General features: G+C 42.0%; 24 protein-coding genes and 1 pseudogene. 4 read left to right on the top strand and 21 right to left on the bottom strand.

Annotation, left to right across the window (positions count from 1 at the left end; translation table 11 throughout):
• Positions 1-249: 249 nt before the first annotated feature.
• Positions 250-2,238, top strand: a complete 1,989-nt coding sequence (locus BACCOP_RS10420) for a transglutaminase domain-containing protein (protein ID WP_007568981.1) — start codon at positions 250-252, stop codon at positions 2,236-2,238.
• A gap of 196 nt (positions 2,239-2,434) precedes the next feature.
• On the opposite strand, the gene BACCOP_RS10415 is transcribed toward BACCOP_RS10420, so the two are convergent.
• On the bottom strand, positions 2,435-3,355 hold the full coding sequence (locus BACCOP_RS10415) for an ADP-ribosylglycohydrolase family protein (protein WP_007568979.1): 921 nt from the start codon (positions 3,353-3,355) through the stop codon (positions 2,435-2,437).
• A gap of 265 nt (positions 3,356-3,620) precedes the next feature.
• Here BACCOP_RS10415 and thiD point away from each other — a divergent pair, with 265 nt between their 5' ends.
• Positions 3,621-4,487, top strand: a complete 867-nt coding sequence (gene thiD, locus BACCOP_RS10410; RefSeq protein WP_007568977.1) for a bifunctional hydroxymethylpyrimidine kinase/phosphomethylpyrimidine kinase — start codon at positions 3,621-3,623, stop codon at positions 4,485-4,487.
• 100 nt (positions 4,488-4,587) lie between these two features.
• Here the strand turns inward: thiD and trxA (BACCOP_RS10405) are convergent, their stop codons facing one another.
• Positions 4,588-5,013 carry a thioredoxin gene (gene trxA, locus BACCOP_RS10405; protein ID WP_007568974.1) on the bottom strand — a complete coding sequence of 142 codons (426 nt, stop codon included), beginning with the start codon at positions 5,011-5,013 and terminating at the stop codon, positions 4,588-4,590.
• A 23-nt stretch (positions 5,014-5,036) separates the two neighbouring features.
• Positions 5,037-5,399, bottom strand: coding sequence for a thioredoxin (gene trxA, locus BACCOP_RS10400; RefSeq protein ID WP_007568972.1), 363 nt, complete (start codon positions 5,397-5,399; stop codon positions 5,037-5,039).
• 153 nt (positions 5,400-5,552) lie between these two features.
• Here trxA (BACCOP_RS10400) and BACCOP_RS10395 point away from each other — a divergent pair, with 153 nt between their 5' ends.
• Positions 5,553-6,482, top strand: coding sequence for a LysR substrate-binding domain-containing protein (locus tag BACCOP_RS10395; protein WP_007568970.1), 930 nt, complete (start codon positions 5,553-5,555; stop codon positions 6,480-6,482).
• 65 nt (positions 6,483-6,547) lie between these two features.
• Here BACCOP_RS10395 and BACCOP_RS10390 read toward each other — a convergent pair whose 3' ends face one another.
• The 4 genes from BACCOP_RS10390 to aspS all read right to left on the bottom strand — a co-directional run bounded on the left by BACCOP_RS10390 (position 6,548) and on the right by aspS (position 9,856).
• Positions 6,548-6,994, bottom strand: coding sequence for a nitrophenyl compound nitroreductase subunit ArsF family protein (locus tag BACCOP_RS10390; RefSeq protein WP_007568967.1), 447 nt, complete (start codon positions 6,992-6,994; stop codon positions 6,548-6,550).
• A 66-nt stretch (positions 6,995-7,060) separates the two neighbouring features.
• Entirely contained in the window at positions 7,061-7,387 is a 327-nt protein-coding gene (locus BACCOP_RS10385) for an ArsR/SmtB family transcription factor (RefSeq protein ID WP_007568966.1), read from the bottom strand.
• 214 nt (positions 7,388-7,601) lie between these two features.
• Complete coding sequence (locus tag BACCOP_RS10380; protein WP_007568962.1) at positions 7,602-7,991, bottom strand: GtrA family protein; 390 nt, start codon at positions 7,989-7,991, stop codon at positions 7,602-7,604.
• Between the two features lie 107 nt (positions 7,992-8,098).
• Positions 8,099-9,856, bottom strand: a complete 1,758-nt coding sequence (gene aspS / locus BACCOP_RS10375; protein ID WP_007568959.1) for an aspartate--tRNA ligase — start codon at positions 9,854-9,856, stop codon at positions 8,099-8,101.
• 126 nt (positions 9,857-9,982) lie between these two features.
• Here aspS and BACCOP_RS10370 point away from each other — a divergent pair, with 126 nt between their 5' ends.
• Positions 9,983-11,368 (top strand): MATE family efflux transporter, encoded by a 1,386-nt coding sequence (locus BACCOP_RS10370; protein WP_007568957.1) that lies wholly within the window; start codon positions 9,983-9,985, stop codon positions 11,366-11,368.
• Here the strand turns inward: BACCOP_RS10370 and BACCOP_RS10365 are convergent.
• The 14 genes and pseudogenes from BACCOP_RS10365 to BACCOP_RS10300 form a co-directional block, all read right to left on the bottom strand.
• Positions 11,313-11,918 carry a murein L,D-transpeptidase catalytic domain family protein gene (locus BACCOP_RS10365; RefSeq protein WP_370858885.1) on the bottom strand — a complete coding sequence of 202 codons (606 nt, stop codon included), beginning with the start codon at positions 11,916-11,918 and terminating at the stop codon, positions 11,313-11,315. The genes BACCOP_RS10370 and BACCOP_RS10365 overlap by 56 nt on opposite strands.
• A 195-nt stretch (positions 11,919-12,113) precedes the next feature.
• Positions 12,114-13,133, bottom strand: a complete 1,020-nt coding sequence (locus BACCOP_RS10360) for a L,D-transpeptidase (RefSeq protein WP_148315611.1) — start codon at positions 13,131-13,133, stop codon at positions 12,114-12,116.
• Positions 13,134-13,317: 184 nt separating this feature from the next.
• Positions 13,318-14,088, bottom strand: a complete 771-nt coding sequence (gene pstB, locus BACCOP_RS10355) for a phosphate ABC transporter ATP-binding protein PstB (protein ID WP_007568950.1) — start codon at positions 14,086-14,088, stop codon at positions 13,318-13,320.
• The gene (gene pstA, locus BACCOP_RS10350; protein ID WP_007568948.1) at positions 14,076-14,945 is read right to left on the bottom strand and encodes a phosphate ABC transporter permease PstA; all 870 of its coding nucleotides are present in this window, start codon (positions 14,943-14,945) and stop codon (positions 14,076-14,078) included. Before pstA ends, pstB begins: the two co-directional genes overlap by 13 nt.
• Positions 14,946-14,968: 23 nt before the next feature.
• On the bottom strand, positions 14,969-15,826 hold the full coding sequence (gene pstC, locus BACCOP_RS10345; RefSeq protein ID WP_007568945.1) for a phosphate ABC transporter permease subunit PstC: 858 nt from the start codon (positions 15,824-15,826) through the stop codon (positions 14,969-14,971).
• 28 nt (positions 15,827-15,854) lie between these two features.
• Positions 15,855-16,907 (bottom strand): phosphate ABC transporter substrate-binding protein PstS, encoded by a 1,053-nt coding sequence (pstS, locus tag BACCOP_RS10340; RefSeq protein WP_007568943.1) that lies wholly within the window; start codon positions 16,905-16,907, stop codon positions 15,855-15,857.
• Between the two features lie 56 nt (positions 16,908-16,963).
• Positions 16,964-17,965 carry a hypothetical protein gene (locus tag BACCOP_RS10335; protein ID WP_007568941.1) on the bottom strand — a complete coding sequence of 334 codons (1,002 nt, stop codon included), beginning with the start codon at positions 17,963-17,965 and terminating at the stop codon, positions 16,964-16,966.
• Positions 17,966-18,032: 67 nt separating this feature from the next.
• On the bottom strand, positions 18,033-18,653 hold the full coding sequence (locus tag BACCOP_RS10330; RefSeq protein ID WP_370859001.1) for an IMPACT family protein: 621 nt from the start codon (positions 18,651-18,653) through the stop codon (positions 18,033-18,035).
• 25 nt (positions 18,654-18,678) lie between these two features.
• Positions 18,679-19,587: a DMT family transporter gene (locus tag BACCOP_RS10325; protein ID WP_007568937.1), complete on the bottom strand. Its 909-nt coding sequence runs from the start codon at positions 19,585-19,587 to the stop codon at positions 18,679-18,681.
• 304 nt (positions 19,588-19,891) lie between these two features.
• On the bottom strand, positions 19,892-21,139 hold the full coding sequence (locus tag BACCOP_RS10320) for a DUF1015 domain-containing protein (protein WP_007568935.1): 1,248 nt from the start codon (positions 21,137-21,139) through the stop codon (positions 19,892-19,894).
• Positions 21,140-21,351: 212 nt separating this feature from the next.
• A complete protein-coding gene (locus BACCOP_RS10315) occupies positions 21,352-22,275 on the bottom strand; it encodes an NAD(P)-dependent oxidoreductase (protein ID WP_007568931.1) in 924 nt (307 codons plus the stop codon).
• Between the two features lie 92 nt (positions 22,276-22,367).
• Positions 22,368-23,438, bottom strand: coding sequence for a 3-phosphoserine/phosphohydroxythreonine transaminase (gene serC / locus BACCOP_RS10310; RefSeq protein WP_007568930.1), 1,071 nt, complete (start codon positions 23,436-23,438; stop codon positions 22,368-22,370).
• Between the two features lie 251 nt (positions 23,439-23,689).
• Positions 23,690-25,006 carry a DEAD/DEAH box helicase gene (locus tag BACCOP_RS10305; RefSeq protein ID WP_007568928.1) on the bottom strand — a complete coding sequence of 439 codons (1,317 nt, stop codon included), beginning with the start codon at positions 25,004-25,006 and terminating at the stop codon, positions 23,690-23,692.
• 140 nt (positions 25,007-25,146) lie between these two features.
• Positions 25,147-26,312, bottom strand: a pseudogene (locus tag BACCOP_RS10300) (MalY/PatB family protein).
• Positions 26,313-26,318 lie beyond the last annotated feature (6 nt).

Genomic DNA, 26,318 nt, shown 5'->3' with positions numbered 1-26,318 from the left:
TTAACTCATTTTCTAAACAAAATACAAAAACAAATTGAATTTCCTTTTGAAAATAAAGACATAAAATATTTTCTAAATTAATCTGGCTTCACAATATTTTTTATAACTTTAGACTCTCGAAAAACACAAAGCGGAATCGTTTGTCTATTTATCGGACCTATTAAATAAACATATTACTGTATTTTTAGCGACAATATAAAAACGTAATTAATTAACTTATATATAAAGTTCAATTTCAATTAAATAATTATGAATACAACAAAAACAACACTCACCCTCTTGTTTTCTATATTCTTTATTTCTTGTATACAACAAGATTCTGCTTATTTTCTAAAGCATGCTCTCAAACAGGCAGAAAATAACCGAAAAGAACTGGAAAAAGTTCTGAACAGATACAATAAAACTCCTGAAGATAGCCTTAAATATAAGGCTGCATGTTTTTTGATAGAAAACATGTCTTCACACTATTTTTTTGAAGGAAAGTTACTCGATCAGTACACAAGTTTCTATACTATTTTAAGAAATACAGAAGGCTCATCCAATCCGGCTCAAATTGCTGATTCTATCCGAAATTTATACCCGCCTTTTAATATAAGAAACCTACAAATAAAATATGATATAAAAACTATAGACTCAGCATTCATTTGCAAAAATATTGATCATGCATTTAAGGTATGGAAAGAACAACCCTGGGGTAAATCTGTATCTTTCAACACTTTCCTTCAATATATTTTACCATATCGCATTGACAATGAAAAGCTGACAGAATGGAGGGAGGTTTATTATAACAAATTCAACCATCTGTTAGATAGTTTACGCTCTTCAAATTCTCAAGATAAAGGAAATCCGGTAGCTGCAGCAAAAGTTTTAACAAAATATTTACAAGATAGCACACATACTTATTTTACAACTTATGCACCGGCTTCTCTTCCACATATCGGAGCCTTAGCGGCGCTACAGCAATGCGGAAGTTGTAGAGAAATTTCAGATTTCTTAGTTTACCTGTATCGCTCACTAGGAATTCCATGTGCTGTTGACAATATGCCTATACGTGCAAACGATAATGTCGGACATTCATGGGTAGTATTATGGGACAGTCAAGGCAAAGAATATTGTCAAGAATATATGGACGACATACAACCAATCGAAGAAAATGGGAACAGAATCGCTTCTACAAAAACAAAAGTATACAGAAAGACATTCAGTCTGAACAGGCAAATGGAAAAAAGCATGACTGAACTTGAAAAAGAAATTCATCCGTTCTTTAAGCATCCACATTTTATAGATGTGACATATCAATATGCCCCCAATTATAAACAATATTTCTTCATCCCGGATTCTTTGCTATATCCCAATCATCCAACTTCCGGTATTGCTTATCTATGCAATGCAGTACAATTATCATGGTCGCCTGTTGCCTGGGGACAAGTTGATGATCAGGGCATAGTCTTTCAATCTATTGAATGTGGAGGATTAGTGCGTGCTGCTACATGGATAAAAGGACAACAAATATTCCTGACTGATCCATTTATGATAAATTCCGACGGAACACTAGATATCTTCAATAAGCATGAAAAGAAATGTACAATAAATCTATATGCCAAATACAATACCCAGGATGAACCTTTTGGAGCATTGATGATAGGAGGAGTATTCCAAGGGAGCAATGATATTCATTTCAACAAGAGCGATACATTATACATCATTAAAGAAGCTCCTGTGCGATTGAACACAGTTGTAAAAGCCCAAACCAGCCGCAAGTATCAATACGTCCGCTACTATGGCCCCCAAAATAGTTACTGCAACATAGCAGAAGCCGTTTTTTTCGGAAAAAGCGCCTCTATACCTTTGAAAGGGAAAATAATAGGAACTCCAGGGTGTAAAGAAAATGATGGAAGTCATGAATATACAAACGTCTTTGATGGGAAAAGCTGGACTTCATTCAATTACAAAAACAGTTCCGGAGGATGGGCTGGTCTTGACCTCGAAGAGCCAAAGCAAATAACACACATCTCGTATACTCCACGCAATAGAGATAATTATATCCGTCCGGGAGATGTTTATGAATTGTTATATTGCGATAAAAATTGGATATCTGCCGGTTTACAAACAGCAACATCTGATTCATTAACATACAACAACATACCTCAAAATACATTACTTATCCTAAAAAATCATACTAGAGGACAACAAATAAGACCTTTTGTCTATAAAGAAGGAAAACAAATATGGCTATAAAAAGCAATGACACTGAAAAGCCTTTTTTCTTTGTACAAAAAATAAAAAAACATGCTGATATTTTATGACATTTTTCAGCATGTTTTATAAAACTCTTCAGCATGTTTTATTTATCACTCTTTCATCAACCAGTCGGGCGGCTCCGCCCCGTGATGTCCTGCCAGATTAGAACCGAAGACAAATACCTCACCCGGTTTCAGCGAGGAAATCCAGTCGGGGTATATTCTCTGTTTTTTGCCGGAGTGTATCCGGCTATATATTTTGCGTAACATGAGGCATAAGCTCCGTCTGCCAACTGCTTCAGCAGACTGAGAAATTCTTCAGGCAATAAAGAAAGTACTTTGTCCGCTATAAACGAGGGAATTTCCTGATAGTATGCTTCGGCCACTGCCCCCGTGATGCAGGCAAGTGTATCGCTGTCGCCGCCCATGGAAACTGCCATGCGGAGAGCACTCTCCATGTCCTTGCTTTCGAGAAAAGCAATCAGTGCCTGCGGAACCGTGCCTTGGCAACTCGAATCCCAACGGTAGGTTTGATGCAAATGTTCCCAGCTTTCATTCAGGTTGTAACCGAAGCGTTTTTCGATATATTGTTTGATTTCTGCTTTTCCGCTGCCGGTACGCGCCAGATAGATGACTGCCGCTACTGCCTGCGCACCTTTTATTCCCTCGGGATGATTGTGTGTGATAGAAGCCGAAATGCCGGCCACTCTCTCGGTTTCTTCTAACGTATCAAACAGCCAGCCTATGGATGAGACTCGCATGGCAGAGCCGTTTCCCCAGGAATTGTAAGGACACCGACGTACTGCCGGCTTTCCGGTTGTGTCGTCTGTCAGGCTTTGAGGATAAAAAAGCCACAGACGGAACTTACCTCCGTAACCACCCATCGGACAAGGATAAGCGTTAGCTACTTTTACCATACACTCTTCCAGTAGCTGATGCGGGTAAGCCGTTTCGCCTGCCGCCTTGCACTTCATCGCCCAATCGGCAACTGCCATGGTCATAACGGTATCATCTGTATAATTACTGGAAGAAGAAAACATCGGAAAACTGTAATCGCGGGTATTGTGAAACTCGTACACGGAACCCACTACATCACCTATAACTGCACCTAACATAGCATGATATTTTAAAGATTATACAAATGTAAAGAATTTTTCTTCCAGTCAGACAAATAATACGCACTATTTATCACGAGATATTGCCAAGAAAGGTTCTCACACTATTTATAATTCTTAAAATTTATGTTAATATCACATTTCAGGTATCTACTCAGACGCGATATTGCTTTACTTTGTACTTCAAACAAGAGTGCACTTAAACAAGATCCGAACGCCTGCCATATCCAGACAGACTCAGGATGTAATCACTAAATTGAAAAGAATGGACTTAACAAACAAACTCTATAAGGTATTTTTAATTGCAGGAAGTGAACCGCTGGGCACGGCGGGCATGCAGGCCGATATCAAATCCATATCGGCATGTGGAGGATATGCTGCCGGAGCAATTACCTGCATAGTCGATGAAGATACAATAAAGGTAAAAAGTATTCAGACCATCCCTGTTGAGATGGTTGTCAGCCAGACTTATTCGTTTCTGGAAGACGTAGGGGCCGACTGCATCAAGACGGGTATGCTATACTCTCAGGAGTTGGTAACGGCTATCGGGGATGTGGTGAAAAAACAGTCTATACCTATCGTGGTAGACCCCGTGATGGTTTCTTCTGCCGGCGACAAGCTGCTGCAGGACGATGCAATCCAGGCCTACAAGGATTGTCTTTTCCCCTATTCTACCATCATCACGCCCAACCGGAGAGAAGCCGACCTGCTACTGGGAAAGAGCCTGACCAAAGATAACATGAAGGAGTATATTCCCGAACTGAGCAAGTGGGGAAACTGTGTCATCGTCAAATCCATAGAAGACGGAGATTACCTGATTGATGTATTTTACAACCCGATCAGCAAGTGCTTCAAGCTGTACAAGAAGGCACGCATACAGACCAAGAACGTAAACGGCACGGGAGATACGTTTGCTTCTTCCATCGCAACTTATCTGGCAAGGGGATACGACATGAATACGGCTGTCGACAAGGCAGAGAATTTCATCTACAATGCGATTCTCTACGGATCGAATGTCAAGTTCGGCTCCGGATATGGTCCGGTCTATCCGTTTTACGAAAATTTAAGCAACTTCCTGAAAGAAGATATCCAGTATGCAGCAGCCCTACAGGTAGAACAATATATTCTCTGAAAGACAGCAAAGCAGACAAAAAATATTCGCATAAAAATTATAATACCCCTTACTTTTCAACTATTTTCAAAAGTAAGGGGTATTTTTTATCTAGCCTGATTTATTTCAGAAGGACTTCTTCGATTCCTTTCTCCAAGACTTCCTGTGGCAAAGCACCTTGTGAAACTTGTGGCGTATCTCTCAATGGGATGAATACGAGAGTAGGCAGACTTGTAATGCCGAAGGCTGCTGCAAGCTCACGCTCCTTATCGGTATTGACCTTATAAATTACAATCTTATCCTTATATTTTTCTGCCAGCTTCTCCAGTACGGGGGACAGCCTGCGGCAAGGTCCGCACCAGTCGGCGTAAAAATCAACAATGGCTGGTTTGCTTCCCTCATAAACCCATTTGTCCGGATTCTTCTTATAGTCGTATACCTTTTCTATAAACTCCGACTGGTTGATGTGAATAACTTTACCTGTCTGTCCATAAACCAGACTGCCTGTCATAAAAACAGATACAATCAGCAATAATATCTTTTTCATATCAATTTTCTTTTATGTAACATTTATTTACCACTCAACAGTACATTCTGAATAGCTTCTACCAGTGTTTTCTTAGGAAGTGCTCCCTGTGCCATCTGCGGTGCATCCGTCAACGGGACGAAAAGCAAGGTAGGTACGCTTCTGATTCTGAAAAGAGCTGCAAGTTCTTCTTCCTCGTCTACGTTTACCTTATATACGTCTACCCGACCGGCATATTCTTCGGCAATTTCATCCAATATGGGAGCCAGCATCTTGCATGGACCGCACCAGGTAGCGTAGAAATCGATTATTGCGGGACGTTCACCCAAAAACTTCCATTCGGGATTTACTTCATAGTTTGCTACTTTATTCAGGAAATCGGCTTTTGTAAGGTTTACTGCTTTCATATTCTTTTATCTTTATGGTTTATACTTTACTATCGGAACAAATTCTTCTCATTTTCAATGATCAGGTATTTGTTTCTGATGCAAAAATACAATCTGCCTGAAAGGTTTACAACAGCTTTTTTCTATCTTTGTATAGATAAAATCTATTGATGTATGACTTTACAGCAAATGGAATATATAGTAGCGCTGGACAAGTATCGTCACTTTGTGCTGGCTGCCGAGGCTTGTGGTGTGACTCAGCCTACTCTGAGTGCCATGATCCAGAAACTGGAAGAAGAGTTGGATGTGAAAATATTCAGCAGGGACCGGAAGAATATTTCTCCTACTGCCATCGGAGAAAAAATAATAAGGCAGGCAAGAATAGCCTTGAACGAAACCCAGAGAATCAGAGAGGTGGTAGCTGATGAAAGCAGCAGCATGAACGGCAGTCTGCGTATCGGCATCCTGCCAACCATCGCTCCCTATCTTGTTCCCGACTTTATCTATCATTTCAGAAATACATATCCCAATGTGAATCTTTCCATCGACGAAAAGGAGAACAAATCGCTGGTTCAGGATCTCAGATTCGGGAATCTGGACATTGCCATCACCACGCCTCCCGAAGCGCAGGCCAACATTCTGGAGATTCCGGTATATGTGGAAAAGTTTGTTGCCTACTTCTCGGAAAGATGCAGTAAAGCACGGCAGATAATCGCAAACGGCAATCTGCCACCGGAACACATGTGGATTCTGAAAGAGGGACACTGCCTTCCCAACAGTGGCATAAATTTCTGTAAAAACAAAGATATAGGTAACCATATCTATGAGGCGGGAAGTATTGATACGCTCATAAAAATAGTAGATAAAAACGGTGGATACACCATTATTCCGGAACTGCATATCAGTACATTGAGTGAAGAACAGAAAAAGAACATACAGACTCTCGATGTCAATCCGCCTGCACAAAGAAATGTCTCGATTCTTATAAAGGACGATTTTATAAGGGAGAGGATGGTAAATGCCGTACTCGACACCATAAAGGCAATCATACCTGCACACATGATGGATGAACGTTTCAACAGGCTTTCCATCAAACTGAGATAAACAGTCCGTTCCGCAGGGGTGTCGTACTATTATCCAATAATGTCTGTAGCCAGTCCATAATGAAATCAGTTTATCATTTCATTAATTTTATCCACTAATCCTTTCTTAAATTCTCCCGGAGATTTACGGGCATTCGAAAAAGCAAATTCAGTCATGTTTTCGGCTTTTTCCTGTCCGTTTTTATGACTGACAATATAAAGAGAAGACCATGTTACCTGATATTTCTCGGCTATTGCCTCATTTTCCGGTTTCGAGATGTCTATAATTCTGAAACTCAATGTACCGTCTGCCAGTCTGTCTGCAAAAGCACTGTCAATTGCTGCCCTTGCATTTTTTTCGATTGCAATACAGGTAGCACAGCGTTGCTTGCTGTGGAAACAAAGAACTTCTACACCATCCGAACGAACTGCCGTTTCTTTTTCTGCCGGCAAAACGGTTCCTTCAGTCTTGGATTTCATCCCGCAAGCAACAAAAACAAAGCATGCAGCTAATAAAAATAAAATCTTTTTCATATTTACATATACTTAAAGTTAGTCTTTCGTAGAATAACGAACAATAAATAGAAAAAAAGAGCCGGCTTAACCGCAACAGCTCTCTTTCTTGCACACCTGTTGTCCGAAGAAACCGGCAAACATTTTCTGCGCCAGTGCCCAGTTCTCCTTATTAATGCAATATTTCACTTTAGGAGCCTCTATTTCTCCTTGAATCAGACCTGCTTCTTTCAGCTCCTTAAGATGTTGTGAAACTGTAGCTTTTGCTATAGGCAGTTCTTCGTGAATATCACCAAAAAAACAGGTTTCCTGGCGGAGCAGAAACTGCAAGATGGCCATACGCGCAGGATGTCCCATCGCTTTGGCAAAACGGGCTATCTGTTCTTGTTCGTCTGTATATTTCTTATCAGCCATAGAATATTTATTATTTGTTGTTCGCAAAACCACGAATAAAATAATTATCCTGCAAATTCTTTCTGAATTTTAACTGTAGGGATATTGCACAACGAGTGCTTTACCATTATACTTCTTCCCTCGCATACATGCAGTAAAGAGCATAAAAGTAAACAATAAAATATAGTTTGAAATAAGATATGACTTCCAGAATGAGAAGCCAGAGAAAAGAAAATCAACGGAAGGTTATCCACCTGTTGCTCATAAAGTTGATTGCACCGTACACAAAAAGTCCAAGGAACTGAGCAAGATACTCATTACACCCGCAAATTTCGACAAGAAACAAAAGAAACAGGAATTGCGCTGCATACGCTACCGCAAAAGCACAGGCAAAAAACAAGATTTCATGCCAGATGGTATTCTTTTTCCGGTCAGCATCAAAAGGGAAAATCCAGAATTTACACCATATAAAGTTATGAATCTGCGCCACTACATAAGCCACTACATTGGCTATCATGTAATGTTCACCCTCTATATGCATGAGCAATCCTACAATCAGTGCAGTTATCAGGGCGTTCAATGTACCTACTATGGCAAAACGTAGAATACGGACAGACTCTCTCATCAAAAATAATCGGGAAAAGGCATAAAAAGATTTCGAGGCAAAGCAAGTACAGTCGTCGCGACTATCTTGCCTTGCTCGAAATTATAATATCTGAAAATAACTTTATTTTATTCTTTTATTTCAACTTTCAAGTTAAGCTCGTCGAGCTGTTTCTGATCGAGATAACCCGGTGCATCCAACATGACATCGCGTCCGGAATTGTTTTTCGGGAAAGCAATACAGTCGCGGATAGAATCGAGTCCGGCAAACAGCGAAACCCAACGATCGAGTCCGTATGCCAAACCACCGTGAGGAGGCGCACCAAACTTAAAGGCGTTCATCAGGAAGCCAAACTGTTCCTGAGCCTTTTCGGGAGTGAATCCCAAAATCTCAAACATCTTGGCCTGAAGCTGTGAATCGTGAATACGGATAGAACCACCACCTACTTCTACTCCATTTACTACCATATCGTAAGCGTCTGCACGGACAGCAGCCGGATTAGTATCAAGCAACGGAATATCTTCGTCCTTCGGATGAGTGAACGGATGGTGCATTGCCATCAATCGGCCTTCTTCTTCGCTCCATTCGAACATCGGGAAGTCTACTACCCACAAGCAAGCAAACTGGTTCTTGTCGCGCAAGCCCAGCTGATTACCCATTTCAAGACGAAGCTCGCACAACTGCTTGCGTGTCTTCATCACATCATCACCGCTAAGAATCAGAATCAGGTCACCCGGTTTAGCACCGAAAGCTTCCTTCATCTGCTGAAGCACTTCCTGACTGTAGAACTTGTCAACGCTTGATTTCACATTACCGTCGGCTTCCACACGTGCATAAACCAATCCTTTCGCACCAATCTGCGGACGTTTTACAAATTCTGTCAGCTGATCGAGCTGCTTACGTGTATAGTGCGCTGCACCTTCGGCACAAATACCGCCGATATAAGCCGCATTATCGAATACAGAGAAACCGTAACCTTTCAGAATATCCATCAGTTCGACAAACTTCATACCGAAACGCAAATCGGGCTTGTCGCTACCATAGTATTTCATGGCATCAGCCCATGGCATGCGGATAAACGGTTCTGTCAGTTCCACGCCACGCAATTCTTTAAACAAATGCTTAGCCATACCCTCGAACATCTGGATAATGTCTTCCTGTTCTACGAAACTCATTTCACAGTCAATCTGTGTAAACTCAGGCTGACGGTCGGCACGAAGGTCTTCATCGCGGAAGCATTTTACAATCTGGAAATAACGGTCGAAACCAGAAACCATAAGTAACTGTTTCAGTGTTTGAGGCGACTGTGGAAGTGCATAGAACTGTCCCGGGTTCATACGAGAAGGAACAACGAAATCACGTGCACCTTCAGGAGTAGAACCAATCAGCATCGGAGTTTCTACTTCGAGGAATCCCTTGCTGTCGAGATAACGGCGTACTTCCATCGTCATACGATGACGCAGTTCCAGATTTTTACGGACTGCCGTACGGCGCAAATCAAGGTAACGGTATTTCATACGGAGGTCATCGCCACCGTCGGTATTGTCTTCGATTGTAAACGGAGGAGTCAGTGCAGTATTCAGCACATTCAGTTCTGAAACAATGATTTCAATATCTCCTGTCGGAAGATTGGCATTCTTGCTTGAGCGTTCGCTAACCTGGCCTTTCACCTGTATGACAAACTCACGGCCCAAATGATTGGCACGTTCGCACAATTCTGCATTCACATCTGTATTGAACACCAACTGAGTGATGCCATAACGGTCGCGGAGATCAACAAATGTCATTCCGCCCATTTTACGTGTACGCTGTACCCATCCGGCAAGTGTCACGTTTTTACCTGCATCGGCAAGTCTTAACTCGCCGCACGTATACGTTCTGAACATATCTTTTTCTATTTATAGACACTTATAATTTGTGACAAAGGTAGCACATGTTTTTGATTTATGCAATAAATTTGCGCCTGCAAAAGAGGGAAAGGGCTGTATGGCCCTTACAAATTAGCAGTAAAAATGAATTTACATTATAACAGAGCAAACGATTTAACCCAAGGTAGCATCATGGGAACGATGTTGCGCTTTGCCGTTCCGATGATTCTGGGCAATCTGCTGCAGCAGTGCTACAACATAGCCGACACACTGATAGTAGGTCATTATCTGGGGGCAGATGCACTGGCTGCCGTAGGATCGGCTTATACGCTTATGGTATTTATCACATCGGTGTTTATCGGTCTGTGCATGGGCAGCGGCGCTGTCTTTTCGATACAATACGGAGCTAAAGATTATGAAGGTATGAAGCAAAGTCTGGTTTCATCGCTGGTGCTGACAGGAGGTGTCACACTGGTGTTGAACATAATTGCACTGGCTGGTATCCATCCTATCATCCGCCTGCTTCAGACTCCCGCAGAAATAAAAGGCCTGATGTTCGACTATCTGTTCATCATATTCCCGGGCATAGCAAGTACATTCATTTATAATTATTACGCATACCTGCTGCGCGCACTGGGTAATTCAATAGTACCTCTCTATTTTCTGGCAGTTTCTGTAGTATTGAATATTGTGCTCGACTTACTTTTTATTCCGATATTTCATTGGGGAGTATCAGGAGCAGCAGCGGCTACTGTCATTTCGCAAACCATAGCAGCGGCAGGACTTTGTATCTATGCATTGTATCGTTTTCCGATATTCAGACTGAAGCGTAACCAAATCCGCCTGCACCGGAAATCGGTAAAAGAAATTGCTACTTATTCGTCGCTGACGTGTATGCAACAATCCGTTATGAATTTCGGTATTCTGATGGTACAGGGACTGGTTAACAGCTTCGGGACAAGCGTCATGGCAGCTTTTGCTGTTGCGGTAAAAATTGATTCGCTTGCCTACATGCCGGTACAGGATTTCGGAAACGCCTTTTCTACATTTGTAGCACAGAACTTCGGTGCCGGACAAAAAGAACGTATCCGGCGAGGTATCCGCAGTGCTGTCAGTGTTACGACGTGGTTTTGCCTGATAATCTCAGCAGTGGTGTTCATCTTTGCCCGCCCGCTGATGCAGTTCTTTATCGATAACACGGAAACTGAAATTATCAATATCGGAGTCGAATATCTGCGGGTAGAAGGCAGCTTCTACGTAGGTATAGGTTATCTGTTTCTTTTATACGGGTTTTACCGGGCTGTACGCATGCCGGGCATGTCGGTTGTACTGACTGTTTTTTCACTGGGTACACGTGTCGTTCTGGCATATGCACTGGCAGCAATACCAGCCATAGGTGTTCACGGCATCTGGTGGTCGATTCCTATAGGATGGATATTAGCCGACTGCTTTGGTGTTTGGTATTACCATAATGTCAGGCACGGTCTTTGGAGTTCAGGATATGGCTCTGTGCAAGATACTCGGGAGTAGCGGCATAGATATACATCACACTTCCTCCTTTGATGGTATCGATAAGCGGCCGGGAAAGTTTTTGCGGAACGGCAGGACATCCGAAACTTCTTCCTAGCCTACCCCCTGCACGAATGACGGAAGGATCGGCATAGGCAGCTCCATGTACTACGATGGCACGTTCGCGGGCGCGGTCGTTTATACCTTTCTCCAGTCCGTCGAGTATCAACGAATAACCGTTCTTTCCCTGATAGGTAGAAGCCGTAAGATAGAATCCCAATGAACTTTTGTACGAGCCATATTCATTGGAGAAAGACGTTGCATATACTCCTCCGCTATTCTTTCCATGAGCTACTACCGAAGAAAAAAGCATTTTCTTTTCTTTCATATCAAATACATACAGACGCTTTTCGGTAGAAGGTTTGGAAAAATCTATCAGAGTCAGTATTTCTTTTTTGCGCTGAGCAATCCGGTAATATCCTGTTACCGCCTGACGAAAAGCGGTGTAATTCACTTCACCCTCCAATTGCATTTCTCTAAAAAGTTCAGCACACCGGTCGGGTTTTGCCATACTTTTAACTTCAGGTACGGCAGATGCTCCCTCACCTAGTCCGGTAAAGGAATACAAAAAAGAAACAAACAGGAAAAATACAGTTAATGATATACGCAGCATGGTCTTTCTTAAAAATAACGGCTGCAAAATTACTCATTTTATCTGTAACTATTTATTATCAGATAGTTAAAAGCAACAAGTTTTATTATTTATTCACTCTATTACGACTATCAGCGTAGCTTCGGCAGGCATATTGTCGAATATAAACTTGGAATGTGAAGTAGCATTACGCACACACATGTGCGAACGGGGAATGGTTCCCAGCGACCAGCTGTATTCTATCATTGCTGTACGGGGTACATTAACGGGCACTCCATGTATATATGCCCCGTTGGTAAACCGTGAGGCATAAGGAGCATATCCGCCCGTAGCTGAACCTCCGTCTTTCAGGAACACCATTTTTGTTTTCTTTTCCTGAAGCAGAAACATTCCCAATGGCGTTTCTTGAGCATAAGGCGGACGATGCACGCCTGTAGTAGCCGGATTCATGCTTCGTATCACCCACTCACCTTCTGACAGACGTTCTAAAGTTGCTATATTCTGATCGCCCCGGTCGACAAAAACGACATAGTGAAAAACAGTGCTGTCGGGCAAGACACGAAGATAGCGCGGCGGTACAAGATATTCTTCATCTTCCACCACCGGAGCTATACGCAGGAAACTGCCAGCCTTTCCACGGAGATATGCCAGCGAGCCGTCACGTCCATAACGTTCCGGGACAGAAGAATCTGTCGTTAGATACAGGGGAACAGACTGATATCGCTCCACACCAAGCGTATCGGCAATCCGTCCGTAAGCATTGCGTATATAACGTCGTACCAGAGGAGCCTCACTGTTTAGGTTTTTATAGTTTCGCAACACTACCCATTGTGACGTATCACGATGCATGTTTTCGATAAAGGCAAGACACTTCCGTATCGTTTCCCATTTGAAACTGCGCACGGTATCACCATAGGGATAAGTATCCTCAAGTGTATATTTATCGTAGAGCAAATCTTTGGTCAGATTGATATCAGACGCAACGAGAAGTTCCGGAGTATGAGCCGGAAGAAGAAGACTGTCGGGAGTTAGTTCTGTTTCTTCTGACAGACGGGGCATACCGGTTTGTTGTTCGCCGCAGGCAAATAAAAACAAGCAAACGGTCAACAGCAATATGGAGAAGCCCTTTTTCATAGCAAGGAGGTTAATGTTCATTGTAAAAGTAATAAAAAAATTTCAAAAAAAGAATCTTTTACCTAATAAACAAACCACTTTGCCTGTTTGTTGCAATTCCTTAAAAAAACACTCCGGAGCAAACGGAAAAACATTCATTTTTCCCGTCTGCTCCGGAGTACCCAGAATAGTTACAAGTATGACCTTATCCCATTTTTCCTGTCAGATAAGCACGTGTACGCTCGTCTGTCGGGTTATCAAACATCTTGTCTGTACGGTCATACTCTATCAGTTCACCCATATACATAAACATCGAATAGTCGGATATACGCATAGCCTGCGACATGTTGTGGGTAACGATCAAGATAGTAACATCTTTCTTCAGACCGTCCATCAGTTCTTCTATATACTTGGTTGCAATAGGGTCCAAGGCAGAAGTAGGCTCGTCCATCAACAGCACATCCGGTTTCAACGCAAGCGAACGGGCGATACACAAACGCTGCTGCTGTCCTCCGGAAAGGAATGTACCACGTTTGGTAAGTGAGTCTTTCACTTCATCCCACAGAGCAACACTACGCAAATTACGCTCTACGATTTCATCTTTTTCCGATTTGGAAAGGCGGATTCCATTCAATAAATAGCCAGCCAGTACATTATCGTAAATATTCATGGTCGGGAACGGATTCGGACGCTGAAATACCATACCAATACGGCGACGTTCTTCCATCGGTTGCATCTGAAGCACGTTTTCGCCATTCAACAGAATTTCACCTGTCACACGAATATTTTTATAGAGTTCGTGCATACGGTTTACGGCACGCAGTAAAGTACTCTTTCCACAACCCGAAGGTCCCATGATAGCCGTAATTGTATTTTTCTGAATGTCTGCCGACACATGCTTCACAGCCATCGTACTGGATGTATATGAAATACAGACATCCTTTATTTGTAATATCGGTTCTTTTATATTTTCCATTTCTTCGCGATTCGTTTTGCTAATAAGTTCAGACATAGTACAAAAGTAAGCAGGAACAGTGAGGCTCCCCAAATCAGGCTCTGCAAGTTAGGATCATTGAAGAATTCCCAGATAAGCAAGGGAACGGCCGACATCGGCTTAGTCATATTCCAGCTGATAGCAGCTCCTCCCAGTGCAGTAAACATCAGCGGAGCTGTTTCACCTACTACACGCGATATAGCCAGCAAAATACCAGTAAAGATACTTCCCAAAGCAGAAGGCAGCATTACCTGCAGCATAACACGCCAGTAACTACCTCCCAGCGCCAGACCGGCCTCTTTCAATGTTTCCGGCAGCACTTTCATTGTTTCTTCTGTAGAACGGATGATAAGAGGCAGCATCATAATGAACAGTGCCACGCTTCCGGCTATAGCCGAATAGCCTTTCATCGGCACTACCACCCAGATATATGTAATAATACCGATAATGATAGAAGGAGTACCCTGAAGCAAGTCAGTAAGGTAACTGACAATCGTTGCAAACCAGTTTTTCCGATATTCAGACAAACAGATTCCACAGAACACACCCACTGGTATAGCAACTACGGCAGCAAGCATCAACATCAGGAAAGTACCCACAATTCCATTGGCAATACCACCCGGAATATCCTGCCCCGCCGAGACAGCCTGCATCGCCTTATATGCATTGGGAGTTGCCTCGGTAATGAATGACCATCCCAACTGTTTCCATCCTTTTATCAGCACTTCTCCCAAAATAGCAAGCAAAGGGATCGCTGTCAGTCCGGATAGCACACACACCAGCACATAAAGCAACCGGTTCTTGAATATACGGATTCGAATGTTATTATCACGTACCATTTATACAAATTCTATTTTATAGATTACACATGTCTTGCCTTGCGTATCAATATTTTTCCAATCATATTGATAACAGCTGTTATAAGGAACAATAACAAACCGATGGCAATCAATGACGAAAGTTTCAGTCCGTCGGCTTCACCAAACTGATTGGCTATGATACTAGCCATCGTGTTACCTGTAGTACGCAAGGTCTCAGGCATCTGATTGGTGTTACCAATCAGCATTGTAACTGTCATCGTTTCTCCCAAAGCACGTCCGATAGCCAAAATATAAGCGGAAAAGATACCCGATCCTGCCATAGGGAAAACCACTCTCCGGATAACTTCTGCACGGGTTGCTCCCATAGCATATGCTCCTTCTTTCAAGTCGGAAGGAACCATTTTGATAAACTCCGAACTCAGAGAAGCTGCATAAGGTACAATCATAATAGCCAACACAAAAGCCGCAGTAAGGATTCCCGAACCTTGTGGAGATAGGTTTAAATGCATGAATACGTTACGCAATACATAAAATCCCCACAAGCCATAAATAATGGAAGGAATACCAGCCAGCAGATCGGTAACGGTTCCCAGCACTGCTGCAATTTTCTTTCCACGGAAATACTCACCTGTAAACAAGGCAACCGGCAAAGAGAACGGAATACACATCAGCAGAGCAAGAATTGTAGTAAGCAATGTTCCGGTAATAAACGGAAGTGCTCCGTAGCTTTCTTTTCCTGCCGTCGTTACCCAGTCGTCGGAGAAGATAAAATTCCAGAAACCAAAATGTTCGAACGCTCCGGAGGCATCGGCAGTGAGGGAATATACGATTCCCCCACCGATGATAGGAATAACAACAGCCGACAGAATAAGTAAAACTCTAAAAATTTTGTCTTGCATAAAATATCAGCTTTGCAGTAATAATCTATTATTTCAGAATCGGCTGTCCCTGATAAGTAACAGTCTTAAGGTTTGCCAGACTTTGTTCAACAGCTTTCTTAGGCAGCGGAGCATAGTGTACGGTAGCAGTAGTCTGCTGTACGCTGTCGCTTAACATATATTGCATCAAATCCAGCGTAGCTTTAGCCTGTGCTTCCGAACGGTCTGAATAATTCTGTTCCTTGTAAATCAGCAACCAGGTAAAACAGCTGATAGGATAAGCTCCTGCTGCATCGGCATTGGTTATAGAACAACGAGTGTCCTGAGGAATATCACCGGCAGCAGCCGAGATACTTTCTGTAGACGGAGTGATCAGCTCACCACGCTGGTTCTTTACAGCTGCATAAGGAATTTTCTGTGCGAAAGCATATTCAGAACCAATATATCCCAATGAATACGGAGTCTGTGCAATGATACCAGCTACACCCGGATTACCTTTTGCAGCCTGTCCGACAGGGAAATCCACTGTTTTACCTGATCCGAAAGTATTTTTCCAGCTTTCGCTGACTTTAGACAAATAATCGGTAAATACAAATGTTGTACCGCTACCATCCGAACGATATGCAAGAATTATCTTCTTTGCAGGCAATTTCACATCCGGATTCAGTTCCTGCAAACGTGCATCATTCCAGTCTGTTATCTTTCCAGCATAAATATCAGCAATAACATCACCCGACAAGTTCAATTTAACTACATCCGGTAAATTGTAGGCCAATACCACAGCTCCCATACATGTCGGGATGTGTACTACAGGTTCCATTTCTGACATTTCCTTATCGCTCAAGAAAGCATCACTTCCGGCAAAGTCTACGATACCATCTTTCAGGTTACGTACTCCACCACCACTACCAATGCCACCATAAGAAACTTTATTATCGTGTGTAGCACCATATCCTTCAAAGCTCATGTTATAGAAAGGTAATGGGAAAGTTGCTCCCGCACCAGTTAATTCTACAGATTCAGTTGATGATTTTTGTCCACCACATGCAGTAACGGCAATAGCCATTATACCTGCCACCAAAGGCAAATAATGTTTTTTCATTGTTTATTAATTTAATAAATTGAATTTTCTTATATTTAAAAATCTCTTTGATAATTTCATAAGGAGAAAGAAGCGTTCAGATAAGCATAATATGAATTGGGCATACTTCCTGCTTTGGGCGACCATATCCGGAAGTTAGGAGAAAGTTTTATGTATTTTCCAAGCCGGAACTCCGCTCCTACAAGTCCTGCCATACCATCATTCTCTTCATTCCATTTGTTTTTTGAAGTAAGATAGTCCCAACGACCAAAGACTCCGACTTTCTTAGACAAGTTGACCGTTGCATAGGCTGACACACCGCTCTGGTCTTGTCCGTCTGTGTAGCTGGCATTTTTCTGATAATTATATTCTGCCGCCAGAGAAAATGACTTGTGTTTATATCCGATGAAAGAAGCCAGATTTGTTATACCTTTACCTGATTCTTCCGAAGCTTCATTATAAGAACCATACAGACGGATAAAAAGATTCTTGACAGGCATCAGTGTCACTCCTGCCCCATATTGCAGACCGTCTTTTACCTGAAGTTTTTTGTAACCTTCGCCATTGGCAAGAATAACGTCTGCCGATACATAATCGTTGAAATCGTAAGCTGCCGATACAGCAAGATCGGCACTGCTTCCGAACTTATACTCATCCTGGAAAGATTTCATCACATACCGCTTACCCCAGAAGCTTTCCTGAAACTTAAACTGGGTAGTAGAAATCAAACCTGCGTGTAATGTCCACTTTTCACGTTTCCATGATATCTGGGCATTCTTAACAAAACCTATACGCTGATGATCATCAACACTTTTAGACTGTCCGAAATCGGCAACTACCTTTAACTGAAGTTCTTTCGACAAATCATACTGATATCCCAAGTACGCTCGGTCTAAATTAAAACCACGGTCATCATTCACATGACCAAAGCCGGAATGGATATCAGAAAAAATCGTAATAATAGCCTTGCCTTTCGGGGGTTCTTCTTTGTTGCTATCTTCGGCATGTGCCGGCATAGCCACACATCCTAACAAGCCTGCGATAAAGGCACATCGTGTTTTTAAATTTTTCTTATTCATTATACTTCTGCTTTTTATTTCGATAGCAAAAGTACAAGGCACACGTAACTTGATTATGTCATAATTATTACAAAGATGTTACATCGTCTTCGGGGAAACGAAGTGTTTCTACCTTTTCCAGACGAGAACGCAGACGAGGCATCAAAGATTTGCGGATGCGAAGGCGCATGAAACAGTCCATATCGTACGACTGTTCCAATATCTCGGGAGATTCTTCTTTTACAATACGCATTACATCGTTCATGAAAGGATATTCAAAAGCAACCATCACATCCTGATCTACCGTTTTTTCTATCACCGTCGCTTCGGCTATTGCTTGTGCGGCTGCTGTCCGATAGGCCACAATCAATCCACTGGTACCTAATTTAATTCCTCCGAAATAACGTACCACAATAACCAGAATATCGGTCAGTTCATTCGAATTGATTTGTCCTAAGATAGGCTTTCCGGCTGTACCTGAAGGTTCTCCATTGTCATTAGCACGAAAATCTTTCCGTTCAGCTCCAAGCATATATGCATAGCATACATGGCGTGCATCATAGTACTTTTTCTGGTACTCTTCCAAATATTGTTTTATTTCGGCAAGTGTACGCACTGGGATAGCAATGGCTATGAACTTGCTTCGCTTCTCTGTATAAACAGACTCTGACTGTCCTTCAATGGTTTTATAAGTATCTTCCAAAATAATTCGTTTTTATATTAGATTCAAGTATTTATTTATGCAATACATGTACGCGGATTCTGTTAACCAGCGACTTTCCTACAATAATCAGTGTAACGGCCGACAGCACAAGAATAATTCCTAAAATAATGCGTGGCGTAAGGCGTTCACCAAACACCAAGACACCGAAGAATAAGGCTGTAATCGGCTCCAAAGCACCTAAAATAGCCGCAGGAGTAGAACCGATATAGTGTATAGACTTAGTCATGGCGACTAAAGATATTACAGTCGGGAATAAAGCTAACCCTATCGGATTGATCCACAGCCAAGGAGTACTGATAGGATCGAGATGCGTACAGAACTTCAAACGGACAACAAATACGCTCAAGCCAAACAATAAAGCATAAAATGTAAGTTTTGCAGTAGGCATGTCTTTCAGCGACGAACGATTCACTCCTATAATATAAATAGCATACGTAAGTGAGGATATAAAGACAAGTAAAACTCCGATTAAACTTAACGTCTTTCCACCTTCACCCTTGTACAATAAGGATATGCCAACAAAAGCCAAAGCAATAGAAACAGCTGTTATAACAGAAACTTTCTCCTTAAAGAAAACAGCCATAATAACAGCAACCAATACCGGATAAACAAACAGAATGGTAGAAGCAATGCCTGCATCCATATAATTATAACTCTGAAAAAGAGCAAGCGAGGAAAATGCAAACAGCATCCCCATAACAAGTAAAGGCAATACTTCGCTACGATGCAATGCAAATGACTGTTTCTGCACCTTCATCAGCAAAGCAAGCATCACTACACCTAGTCCGTAACGGTAAAACAATACCGAATCAGCACTTACTCCATCAGCATAAAGAGGCAGAGTAAATAGAGGATTCAGTCCATAACTGGCAGCTGCCACTGCTCCATAAACAAAACCTTTGAATGTATTACTAGCCATGAAATATCTGTTACTTTTGCAAAACCGGATGCAAAGGTACACAATTTAAGTAAAAAACATTTGGCACAATCATAAAAAAGGTCAGGACATTTTCGCTAAAATCTCCTGACCTCACTATATATCGGATTAATCTTTGCCGAAAAGAATATTTCCCAGTACAAGCTAACTGTTAAAGTTGCTATTATCACTCGCCAGTGTTGGCCGGGACTTACTGCAGCAGCATAAAAACATAAGCCAATTCTGCTTTGCAATTTTATACAGCAAAAGAAATCCCATATAAAACTAATATTATTCCATCATACACTTACTCCAGCTTATGTATCACCAGACCGGAGCGAAGCTTAGGTTCGAACCAAGTAGTCTTAGGCGGCATAATATTTCCGGTATCTGCAATGTCCATTAATTGTTTCATGGAAACCGGATAAAGTGCAAGCGCCATCTTCATTTCACCACTGTCTACCCGCTTCTTCAGTTCACCAAGTCCGCGAATACCGCCCACAAAGTCGATACGCTTGTCCGAGCGCAGGTCCTTGATACCGAGAATCTCGTCCAGAATCAGGTTGGAAGAAATCGTGACATCCAGCACCCCAATCGGGTCGTTATCGTCGTAAGTGCCCGGTTTGGCCGTCAGACTGTACCATTTTCCCTCCAGATAAAGAGAGAAATTATGTAAGGCGGCCGGTCTGTAGATGTCCGTACCTTTTTCCTCCACCACAAAGTTCTTCTTCAACGCTTCAAGGAAGGCTTGCGGAGTCAGTCCGTTCAGTTCCTTCACGACACGATTATAGTCGATAATAGTCAGTTGCTCTGCCGGAAAACACACTGCCATAAAGTAGTTGTATTCTTCATCACCCCGATGGTTCGGATTCTGAGCCGCCTTTTCAGCCCCTACCAGTGCTGCTGCCGCACTACGATGATGTCCGTCAGCAATGTAAAGCGAAGGCATTTCTTTGAACGCTTCTGTCACAGCTTCAATATCCTTATCGTCATCAATTACCCAGAACTGATGGCCGAAGCCGTCATCCGGTGCCACAAAGTCGTACACCGGTTTCTGTGCCGTATATTTAGCCACCACAGCATCCAGCGTCTTGTTTTCCGGGTAAGCAAAGAACACCGGTTCGATGTTCGCATTGTTCACCCGCACATGCTTCATACGGTCCTCCTCCTTGTCACGGCGCGTCAGCTCATGCTTCTTAATCACCCCGTTCATGTAGTCGGGTACATAAGCTCCTACCACCAGACCATACTGCGTCTTGCCGTTCATAGTCTGGGCATAAATATAATAACACGGTTTGTCGTCCTGCACCAGCCAGCCTTTTTCCTGGAACATTCGGAAATTCGCTACCGCCTTATCGTACACACACGGATCATGTTCGTCTGTTCCCTCCGGGAAGTCAATCTCCGGTTTAATGATGTGATACAATGATTTCTCGTTGCCTTTCGCCTCTTCGCGGGCCTCAGCCGAGTTTAACACGTCATAAGGGCGGGAAGCTACCTGCTCCACCAAGTCCTGCGGCGGACGAACACCCTTGAAAGGTTTAACTATTGCCATAATGCTTGAAATTTCGTTTGAAAAATAACACTAACGTCCACAGCGCATAAAGGAAAAACATCAATGCCATGCCGCACAGAAATCCTTTCCAGAAATCATCCAGAAACGACCTGCACAAAGAATTCACCAGCAGCAAGGAAGCTCCGATCCCCAATGGGATCAGCGAATGCCGTTCGTATGCGGTCAGTTTCATTTATGCACAAATAAAAGAGTTACTTTTTATTTACACGGAATTTCTCACAACCATCTTTCAGGAAGCCCACAATCTGACGGGCCGCTGCGATACCGGCATTGATATTTGCTTCAGCTGTCTGTGCACCCATCTTCTTCGGAGTAGAGAAATAACGTCCCGGAAAATGATCGGCAAACTCTTCATGATGTGCTGGCATAATATCAGTTACATATTTCAAGTCCGGACGGTCATTCATCAGGCGAAGCAAATCCGCTTCATTAATCACCTCCTTACGGGCAGTATTAACCAGCAGACCGTTTTTCGGCATACGATTTACCAAGTCATAGTTAATCGAGTTTTTGGTTTCGGCAGTAGCCGGAATATGCAAAGACACCACGTTACAAGTAGCATACAACTCTTCAGCAGAATCAACCGGTTTTATACCATCAGCCTCCATCACCTCTTTCGGACAATAAGTATCATAAGCATAAATATCCATACCGATTCCTTTTGCTATACGAGCCACATTGCGTCCTACATTACCGTATGCATGAATACCCAGCTTCTTGCCCATCAGTTCCGTACCCGATTTGCCGTCGTAAAAATTACGAACCGCCATAATCATCATACCGAAAGCCAACTCAGCAACTGCATTTGAGTTTTGTCCCGGAGTATTCATCACACAAACGCCATGTGCAGTAGCAGCCTCCAGATCGACGTTATCGTAACCAGCTCCAGCACGAACTACGATCTTCAATTCGGGAGCGGCATCAAACACTTCATTATCAATAACATCACTACGGATAATAATAGCATTGGCATCTTTTACAGCTTCAAGGAGCTGTGCTTTTTCTGTATATTTTTCAAGTAAAGCCAGTTCGTAACCAGCAGCTTCTACTTCCTTACGAATACCGTCGACTGCAACTTTTGCAAACGGTTTTTCTGTTGCTACTAAAACTTTCATAACTATCAGATTTAATATAAATAAAAAAAGCACACATACCCGCACACTATCTATCCGTGCAGGTCTGTGTGCCTTTATAAACGACTAATAAATTAATGCATTTTTTCGAACTCCTGCATGCAGTCTATCAGAGCCTGAACGCTCTCTACAGGCATGGCATTGTAACAAGAAGCGCGGAATCCACCTACTGAGCGATGTCCCTTGATACCAACCATTCCTTTATCTGTAGCAAACTTCAAGAAGTCTGCCTCCAAATCCTTATATTCGTCTGCCATTACAAAGCAAATATTCATATAAGAGCGATCGCCTTTATCTGTAACCGTTCCGCGGAACAGTTTATTACGGTCGATTTCAGCATACAACATATCTGCACGTTGCTTAGCACGGCGTTGCATTTCTTCTACTCCACCCTGAGCCTTTATCCAGCGCAATGTCTGCAAAGCCGCATAAATAGGAACTACAGGAGGTGTATTAAACATAGAGCCTTTATCAACATGAGTCTGATAATTCAACATGGTAGGGATATGACGTGAAACTTTGCCCAAAGCTTCATTTTTCACTATGACAAAAGTAACGCCTGCCGGTGCCAGGTTTTTCTGTGCACCGCCATAGATACAGATATATTTTGAGACATCAATCGGGCGAGAGAATATATCAGATGACATATCGGCAACCATCGGAACATTCACATCCAAATCGGCATGGAGTTCTGTTCCATAAATCGTATTGTTTGTAGTAATATGGAAATAATCCACATCTGCCGGTACTGTATAATCTTTCGGAATATAAGTATATCCGTCTTTTTCGGAAGAAGCTACTTCAACTGTTTCACCGAATGCCTTCGCTTCTTTCAAAGCTTTTTTTGCCCATGTACCTGTATTAAGATATGCAGCTTTCTTTTCAAGGAAATTATAAGGAACCATACAGAACTCCATACTTGCTCCTCCACCCAGGAAAAGTACCGAATACCCTTCCGGAATATTCAGAAGTTCCTTAAACAAGGCAACAGCCTCGTCTACCACCGGCTGGAAGTCTTTAGCGCGGTGACTGATTTCCATCAACGAAAGTCCCGAACCATTAAAGTCAAGAATAGCCTGAGCTGTTTTTTCGATCACTTCGCGAGGCAATATAGAAGGTCCCGCATTGAAATTATGTTTTTTCATTTGGAAGTTTGTTTTGGTTAAACATTTGTTCGTTCTTACAATTGCGAATATAGCGATTATTTTTAGATTTCCAAAAGTTTTTGTAATATTTTTCTAGCAACCCAGGGCTTTTAATAACAAATTACACAAAACAATGCGGTTTAATTTACAAATTAACACAAGAAGTAAGTTCTATGACTTTTGAACAGACTAGAGTCATAGCATTTTGAGAGAATTTCTTACCGAAACAAGGTTTTATTGACACAAAGTTATCATTTAGCCAGTTCTATCAAAGCTTTTATCCCCTTAATCTTTTCATTTTGCACAAGTTTTAACACCTGTTTATATTTAGAACGAGAAACCGCTGCAAAAGCATAATGATCTTTCACATCTACACGGCCAATATCCTCCTTGCTTAAATTTCCTTTTTTAGACAAAAAACCTACAATATCTATTTTATTGATTTTATCTTTTTTCCCCTTTCCTATATATAAGGTAACAAAATCAGGCAGGGCAGGTTTAGGAAGCACAGCCGGCAAGAGATATTCCTCCGGTTCTTCCTTTATGTAAGAAGGCAACTGTTCTTCAGAATGAAGAATGATGTAAGAACTACCATCAGCTTCCCAGCGTGCCGTACGTCCGTTCCGGTGTATAAACCCGTCTTCTGCAACTGGAAGATGATAATGAACAACATTTTTTATATCGGGAATATCTAAACCACGTGCTGCCAGATCGGTCGAGATAAAAATATGACAGCTACCATTCCGAAATTTATATAAAGCTCTTTCCCGGTCATCCTGCTCCATTCCACCATGAAACGTTTCGCAATACACTTTCATGGAATGTAAATATTTACCTACACGGTCTACACTTTCACGATGGTTGCAAAAAACCAGAGTAGACTGATTTCCCAAACAACAAAGCAACTTATATAAAGTTTCCAATTTATCTTTTACAGGAGAAATCACTTTATACAAATGCAAACGTTCAGAAATACCTCCATCAGGATCAAGAAAATTTAATTTGACGGTACGGTTCAAGCCGGTAAAATGAGGAATCTCTTCAGCATCTGTAGCCGAAAGCAGAAAACGACGACGTAATTTAGGCAATTTACTTATAACATCCGACATTTCTTCCTGAAAACCGAATTCCAAACATTTATCGAATTCATCAATCACCAAAAGCTTCACTGTAGAAGCATCAAAATTTTGTTTTTCCAAGTGATCGTTCATTCGTCCCGGTGTACCGACAATTACTGACGGGCAGATACCTTTCATTGTACGATGTTCGTCCATTGCCGGACGCCCTCCGTAACAACTCATTATTTTAAATTCCGTATTCATAGACTTAAATACTTGCTCTATCTGTAAAGCCAACTCGCGGGATGGGACTAAAATAACAGCCTGAACTCCTTGCTGACCGGGCTTCAAAGAAGAAACAAGAGGCAATAAATAAGCCAAAGTCTTACCCGAGCCCGTAGGCGAAAGCAGGACTAAATCACCTCCTTCACGATAGGCATCGACAGCTGTTTGCTGCATCACATTCAACTGTTCTATTTTCAAATTCGCAAGTATTGTTTGTATATCCATAAATTCCGGTTTTTAATTATTCTACGCAAAGATAACCAGAAGTCATGACATTATCAAAGGAAAAGCAGGTACAGGCAGCAGATGATGATAACGTTTATCACATTTACAGAAAAAAGAAAGTGCCCGACCTGCTTATTCTTTTAGTTATGATGAACAAAATCTCTGAATCTATCTAATCCTTCTGTTAGCAAGGCCCTCGGACAAGCTATATTCCAACGCATAAACCCTTCACCTTCTGCTCCATACACATCTCCAGAATTCAGCCACAAATGAACATTTTCCTTTAATAGACATTCCAGTTCCTTGGATGGTAGAAGCAACTTCCGGCAATCCATCCAGACCAGATAAGTACCTTCTAATTCAGCAATAGGAAAATCAGGCAAATATTTTTTCACAATAGTCTTTCATGTATTGGTAGTTTTCAAACAGATAACGACACAAACTGCGCCAACCGCTCCTCACCCTCATTATAGGCAGCTATCGTGGCAATAACGCCAAAAGGATTAACGTCGCAGACTTCATTAATATTAATCGCTTTATCTATCTTATGGCGCATATATTCGTCTGCACAAACAATATTAGCAATTTGCAAGCCTGCGATATTAAAAGCTTTGCCAGGAGATACACAAGTAACAGAATACTTCTGAAACTTTTCAGAAAGTGAAGCAAAAGGAGTATAGACATTTTCTGGAAAGACCAGCTCACAATGTATTTCATCTGCAATGACTGTCACCCCATTACGAATACAAATCTCTCCGATTTGGCACAATTCCTGTTTACTCCACACTCTGCCAGCAGGATTATGCGGATTACAAAGCAGCATAAACTTCACTTCCGGATCTGCTGCCTTTCGTTCCAAATCGTCAAAATCGATAGAGAAAGTTTTTCCATCCCACAGTAAGGGACTACTTACTATCTCACAACCATTGTTTCTGATAGAGGAAAAAAAACAGTTGTAAACCGGTGTCTGAACTAAAACTTTATCTCCCGGAGCCGTTAATGCCTTTATGATGGCGGATATGGCCGGAACAACTCCCGAAGTATAAATAATCCATTCACGATTTATCTGCCACCGATGCCTCCGACTAAACTATCCTACAACAGCACTATAATACTCATCCGGAACGCGAGTATATCCAAAAATGCCGTGCTGTACACGTTGCTGCAGCGCACGAATAATAGCTGGAGCTGTCCGAAAATCCATATCCGCTACCCACATCGGCAAAATATCCGGCAGCGTCGCACTATCCCATTTATATGAATTAGTATGATGTCGCGAAACTATTTCGTCAAAATTATATTTCATACTTTA

Source organism: Phocaeicola coprocola DSM 17136 (assembly GCF_000154845.1).
Taxonomy (GTDB): domain Bacteria; phylum Bacteroidota; class Bacteroidia; order Bacteroidales; family Bacteroidaceae; genus Phocaeicola; species Phocaeicola coprocola.
This window is presented reverse-complemented; position numbering and strand designations above follow the sequence as displayed.

Bases quoted from the DNA above. Each gene is read 5' to 3' on its own strand.
- BACCOP_RS10390 (WP_007568967.1), bottom strand. From the start codon at position 6,994: ATGAAAAAGATTTTATTTTTATTAGCTGCATGCTTTGTTTTTGTTGCT.
- BACCOP_RS10305 (WP_007568928.1), bottom strand. From the start codon at position 25,006: ATGGATATACAAACAATACTTGCGAATTTGAAAATAGAACAGTTGAAT.
- BACCOP_RS10370 (WP_007568957.1), top strand. From the start codon at position 9,983: ATGAATTTACATTATAACAGAGCAAACGATTTAACCCAAGGTAGCATC.
- BACCOP_RS10360 (WP_148315611.1), bottom strand. From the start codon at position 13,133: ATGAAAAAGGGCTTCTCCATATTGCTGTTGACCGTTTGCTTGTTTTTA.
- BACCOP_RS10315 (WP_007568931.1), bottom strand. From the start codon at position 22,275: ATGAAAGTTTTAGTAGCAACAGAAAAACCGTTTGCAAAAGTTGCAGTC.
- pstB (WP_007568950.1), bottom strand. From the start codon at position 14,088: ATGGAAAATATAAAAGAACCGATATTACAAATAAAGGATGTCTGTATT.
- BACCOP_RS10365 (WP_370858885.1), bottom strand. From the start codon at position 11,918: ATGGCAAAACCCGACCGGTGTGCTGAACTTTTTAGAGAAATGCAATTG.
- BACCOP_RS10415 (WP_007568979.1), bottom strand. From the start codon at position 3,355: ATGTTAGGTGCAGTTATAGGTGATGTAGTGGGTTCCGTGTACGAGTTT.
- trxA (WP_007568972.1), bottom strand. From the start codon at position 5,399: ATGAAAGCAGTAAACCTTACAAAAGCCGATTTCCTGAATAAAGTAGCA.
- BACCOP_RS10395 (WP_007568970.1), top strand. From the start codon at position 5,553: ATGACTTTACAGCAAATGGAATATATAGTAGCGCTGGACAAGTATCGT.
- trxA (WP_007568974.1), bottom strand. From the start codon at position 5,013: ATGAAAAAGATATTATTGCTGATTGTATCTGTTTTTATGACAGGCAGT.
- BACCOP_RS10385 (WP_007568966.1), bottom strand. From the start codon at position 7,387: ATGGCTGATAAGAAATATACAGACGAACAAGAACAGATAGCCCGTTTT.
- BACCOP_RS10420 (WP_007568981.1), top strand. From the start codon at position 250: ATGAATACAACAAAAACAACACTCACCCTCTTGTTTTCTATATTCTTT.
- thiD (WP_007568977.1), top strand. From the start codon at position 3,621: ATGGACTTAACAAACAAACTCTATAAGGTATTTTTAATTGCAGGAAGT.
- BACCOP_RS10335 (WP_007568941.1), bottom strand. From the start codon at position 17,965: ATGAATAAGAAAAATTTAAAAACACGATGTGCCTTTATCGCAGGCTTG.
- aspS (WP_007568959.1), bottom strand. From the start codon at position 9,856: ATGTTCAGAACGTATACGTGCGGCGAGTTAAGACTTGCCGATGCAGGT.
- serC (WP_007568930.1), bottom strand. From the start codon at position 23,438: ATGAAAAAACATAATTTCAATGCGGGACCTTCTATATTGCCTCGCGAA.
- BACCOP_RS10325 (WP_007568937.1), bottom strand. From the start codon at position 19,587: ATGGCTAGTAATACATTCAAAGGTTTTGTTTATGGAGCAGTGGCAGCT.
- pstA (WP_007568948.1), bottom strand. From the start codon at position 14,945: ATGGTACGTGATAATAACATTCGAATCCGTATATTCAAGAACCGGTTG.
- pstS (WP_007568943.1), bottom strand. From the start codon at position 16,907: ATGAAAAAACATTATTTGCCTTTGGTGGCAGGTATAATGGCTATTGCC.
- pstC (WP_007568945.1), bottom strand. From the start codon at position 15,826: ATGCAAGACAAAATTTTTAGAGTTTTACTTATTCTGTCGGCTGTTGTT.
- BACCOP_RS10380 (WP_007568962.1), bottom strand. From the start codon at position 7,991: ATGAGAGAGTCTGTCCGTATTCTACGTTTTGCCATAGTAGGTACATTG.
- BACCOP_RS10320 (WP_007568935.1), bottom strand. From the start codon at position 21,139: ATGGCAATAGTTAAACCTTTCAAGGGTGTTCGTCCGCCGCAGGACTTG.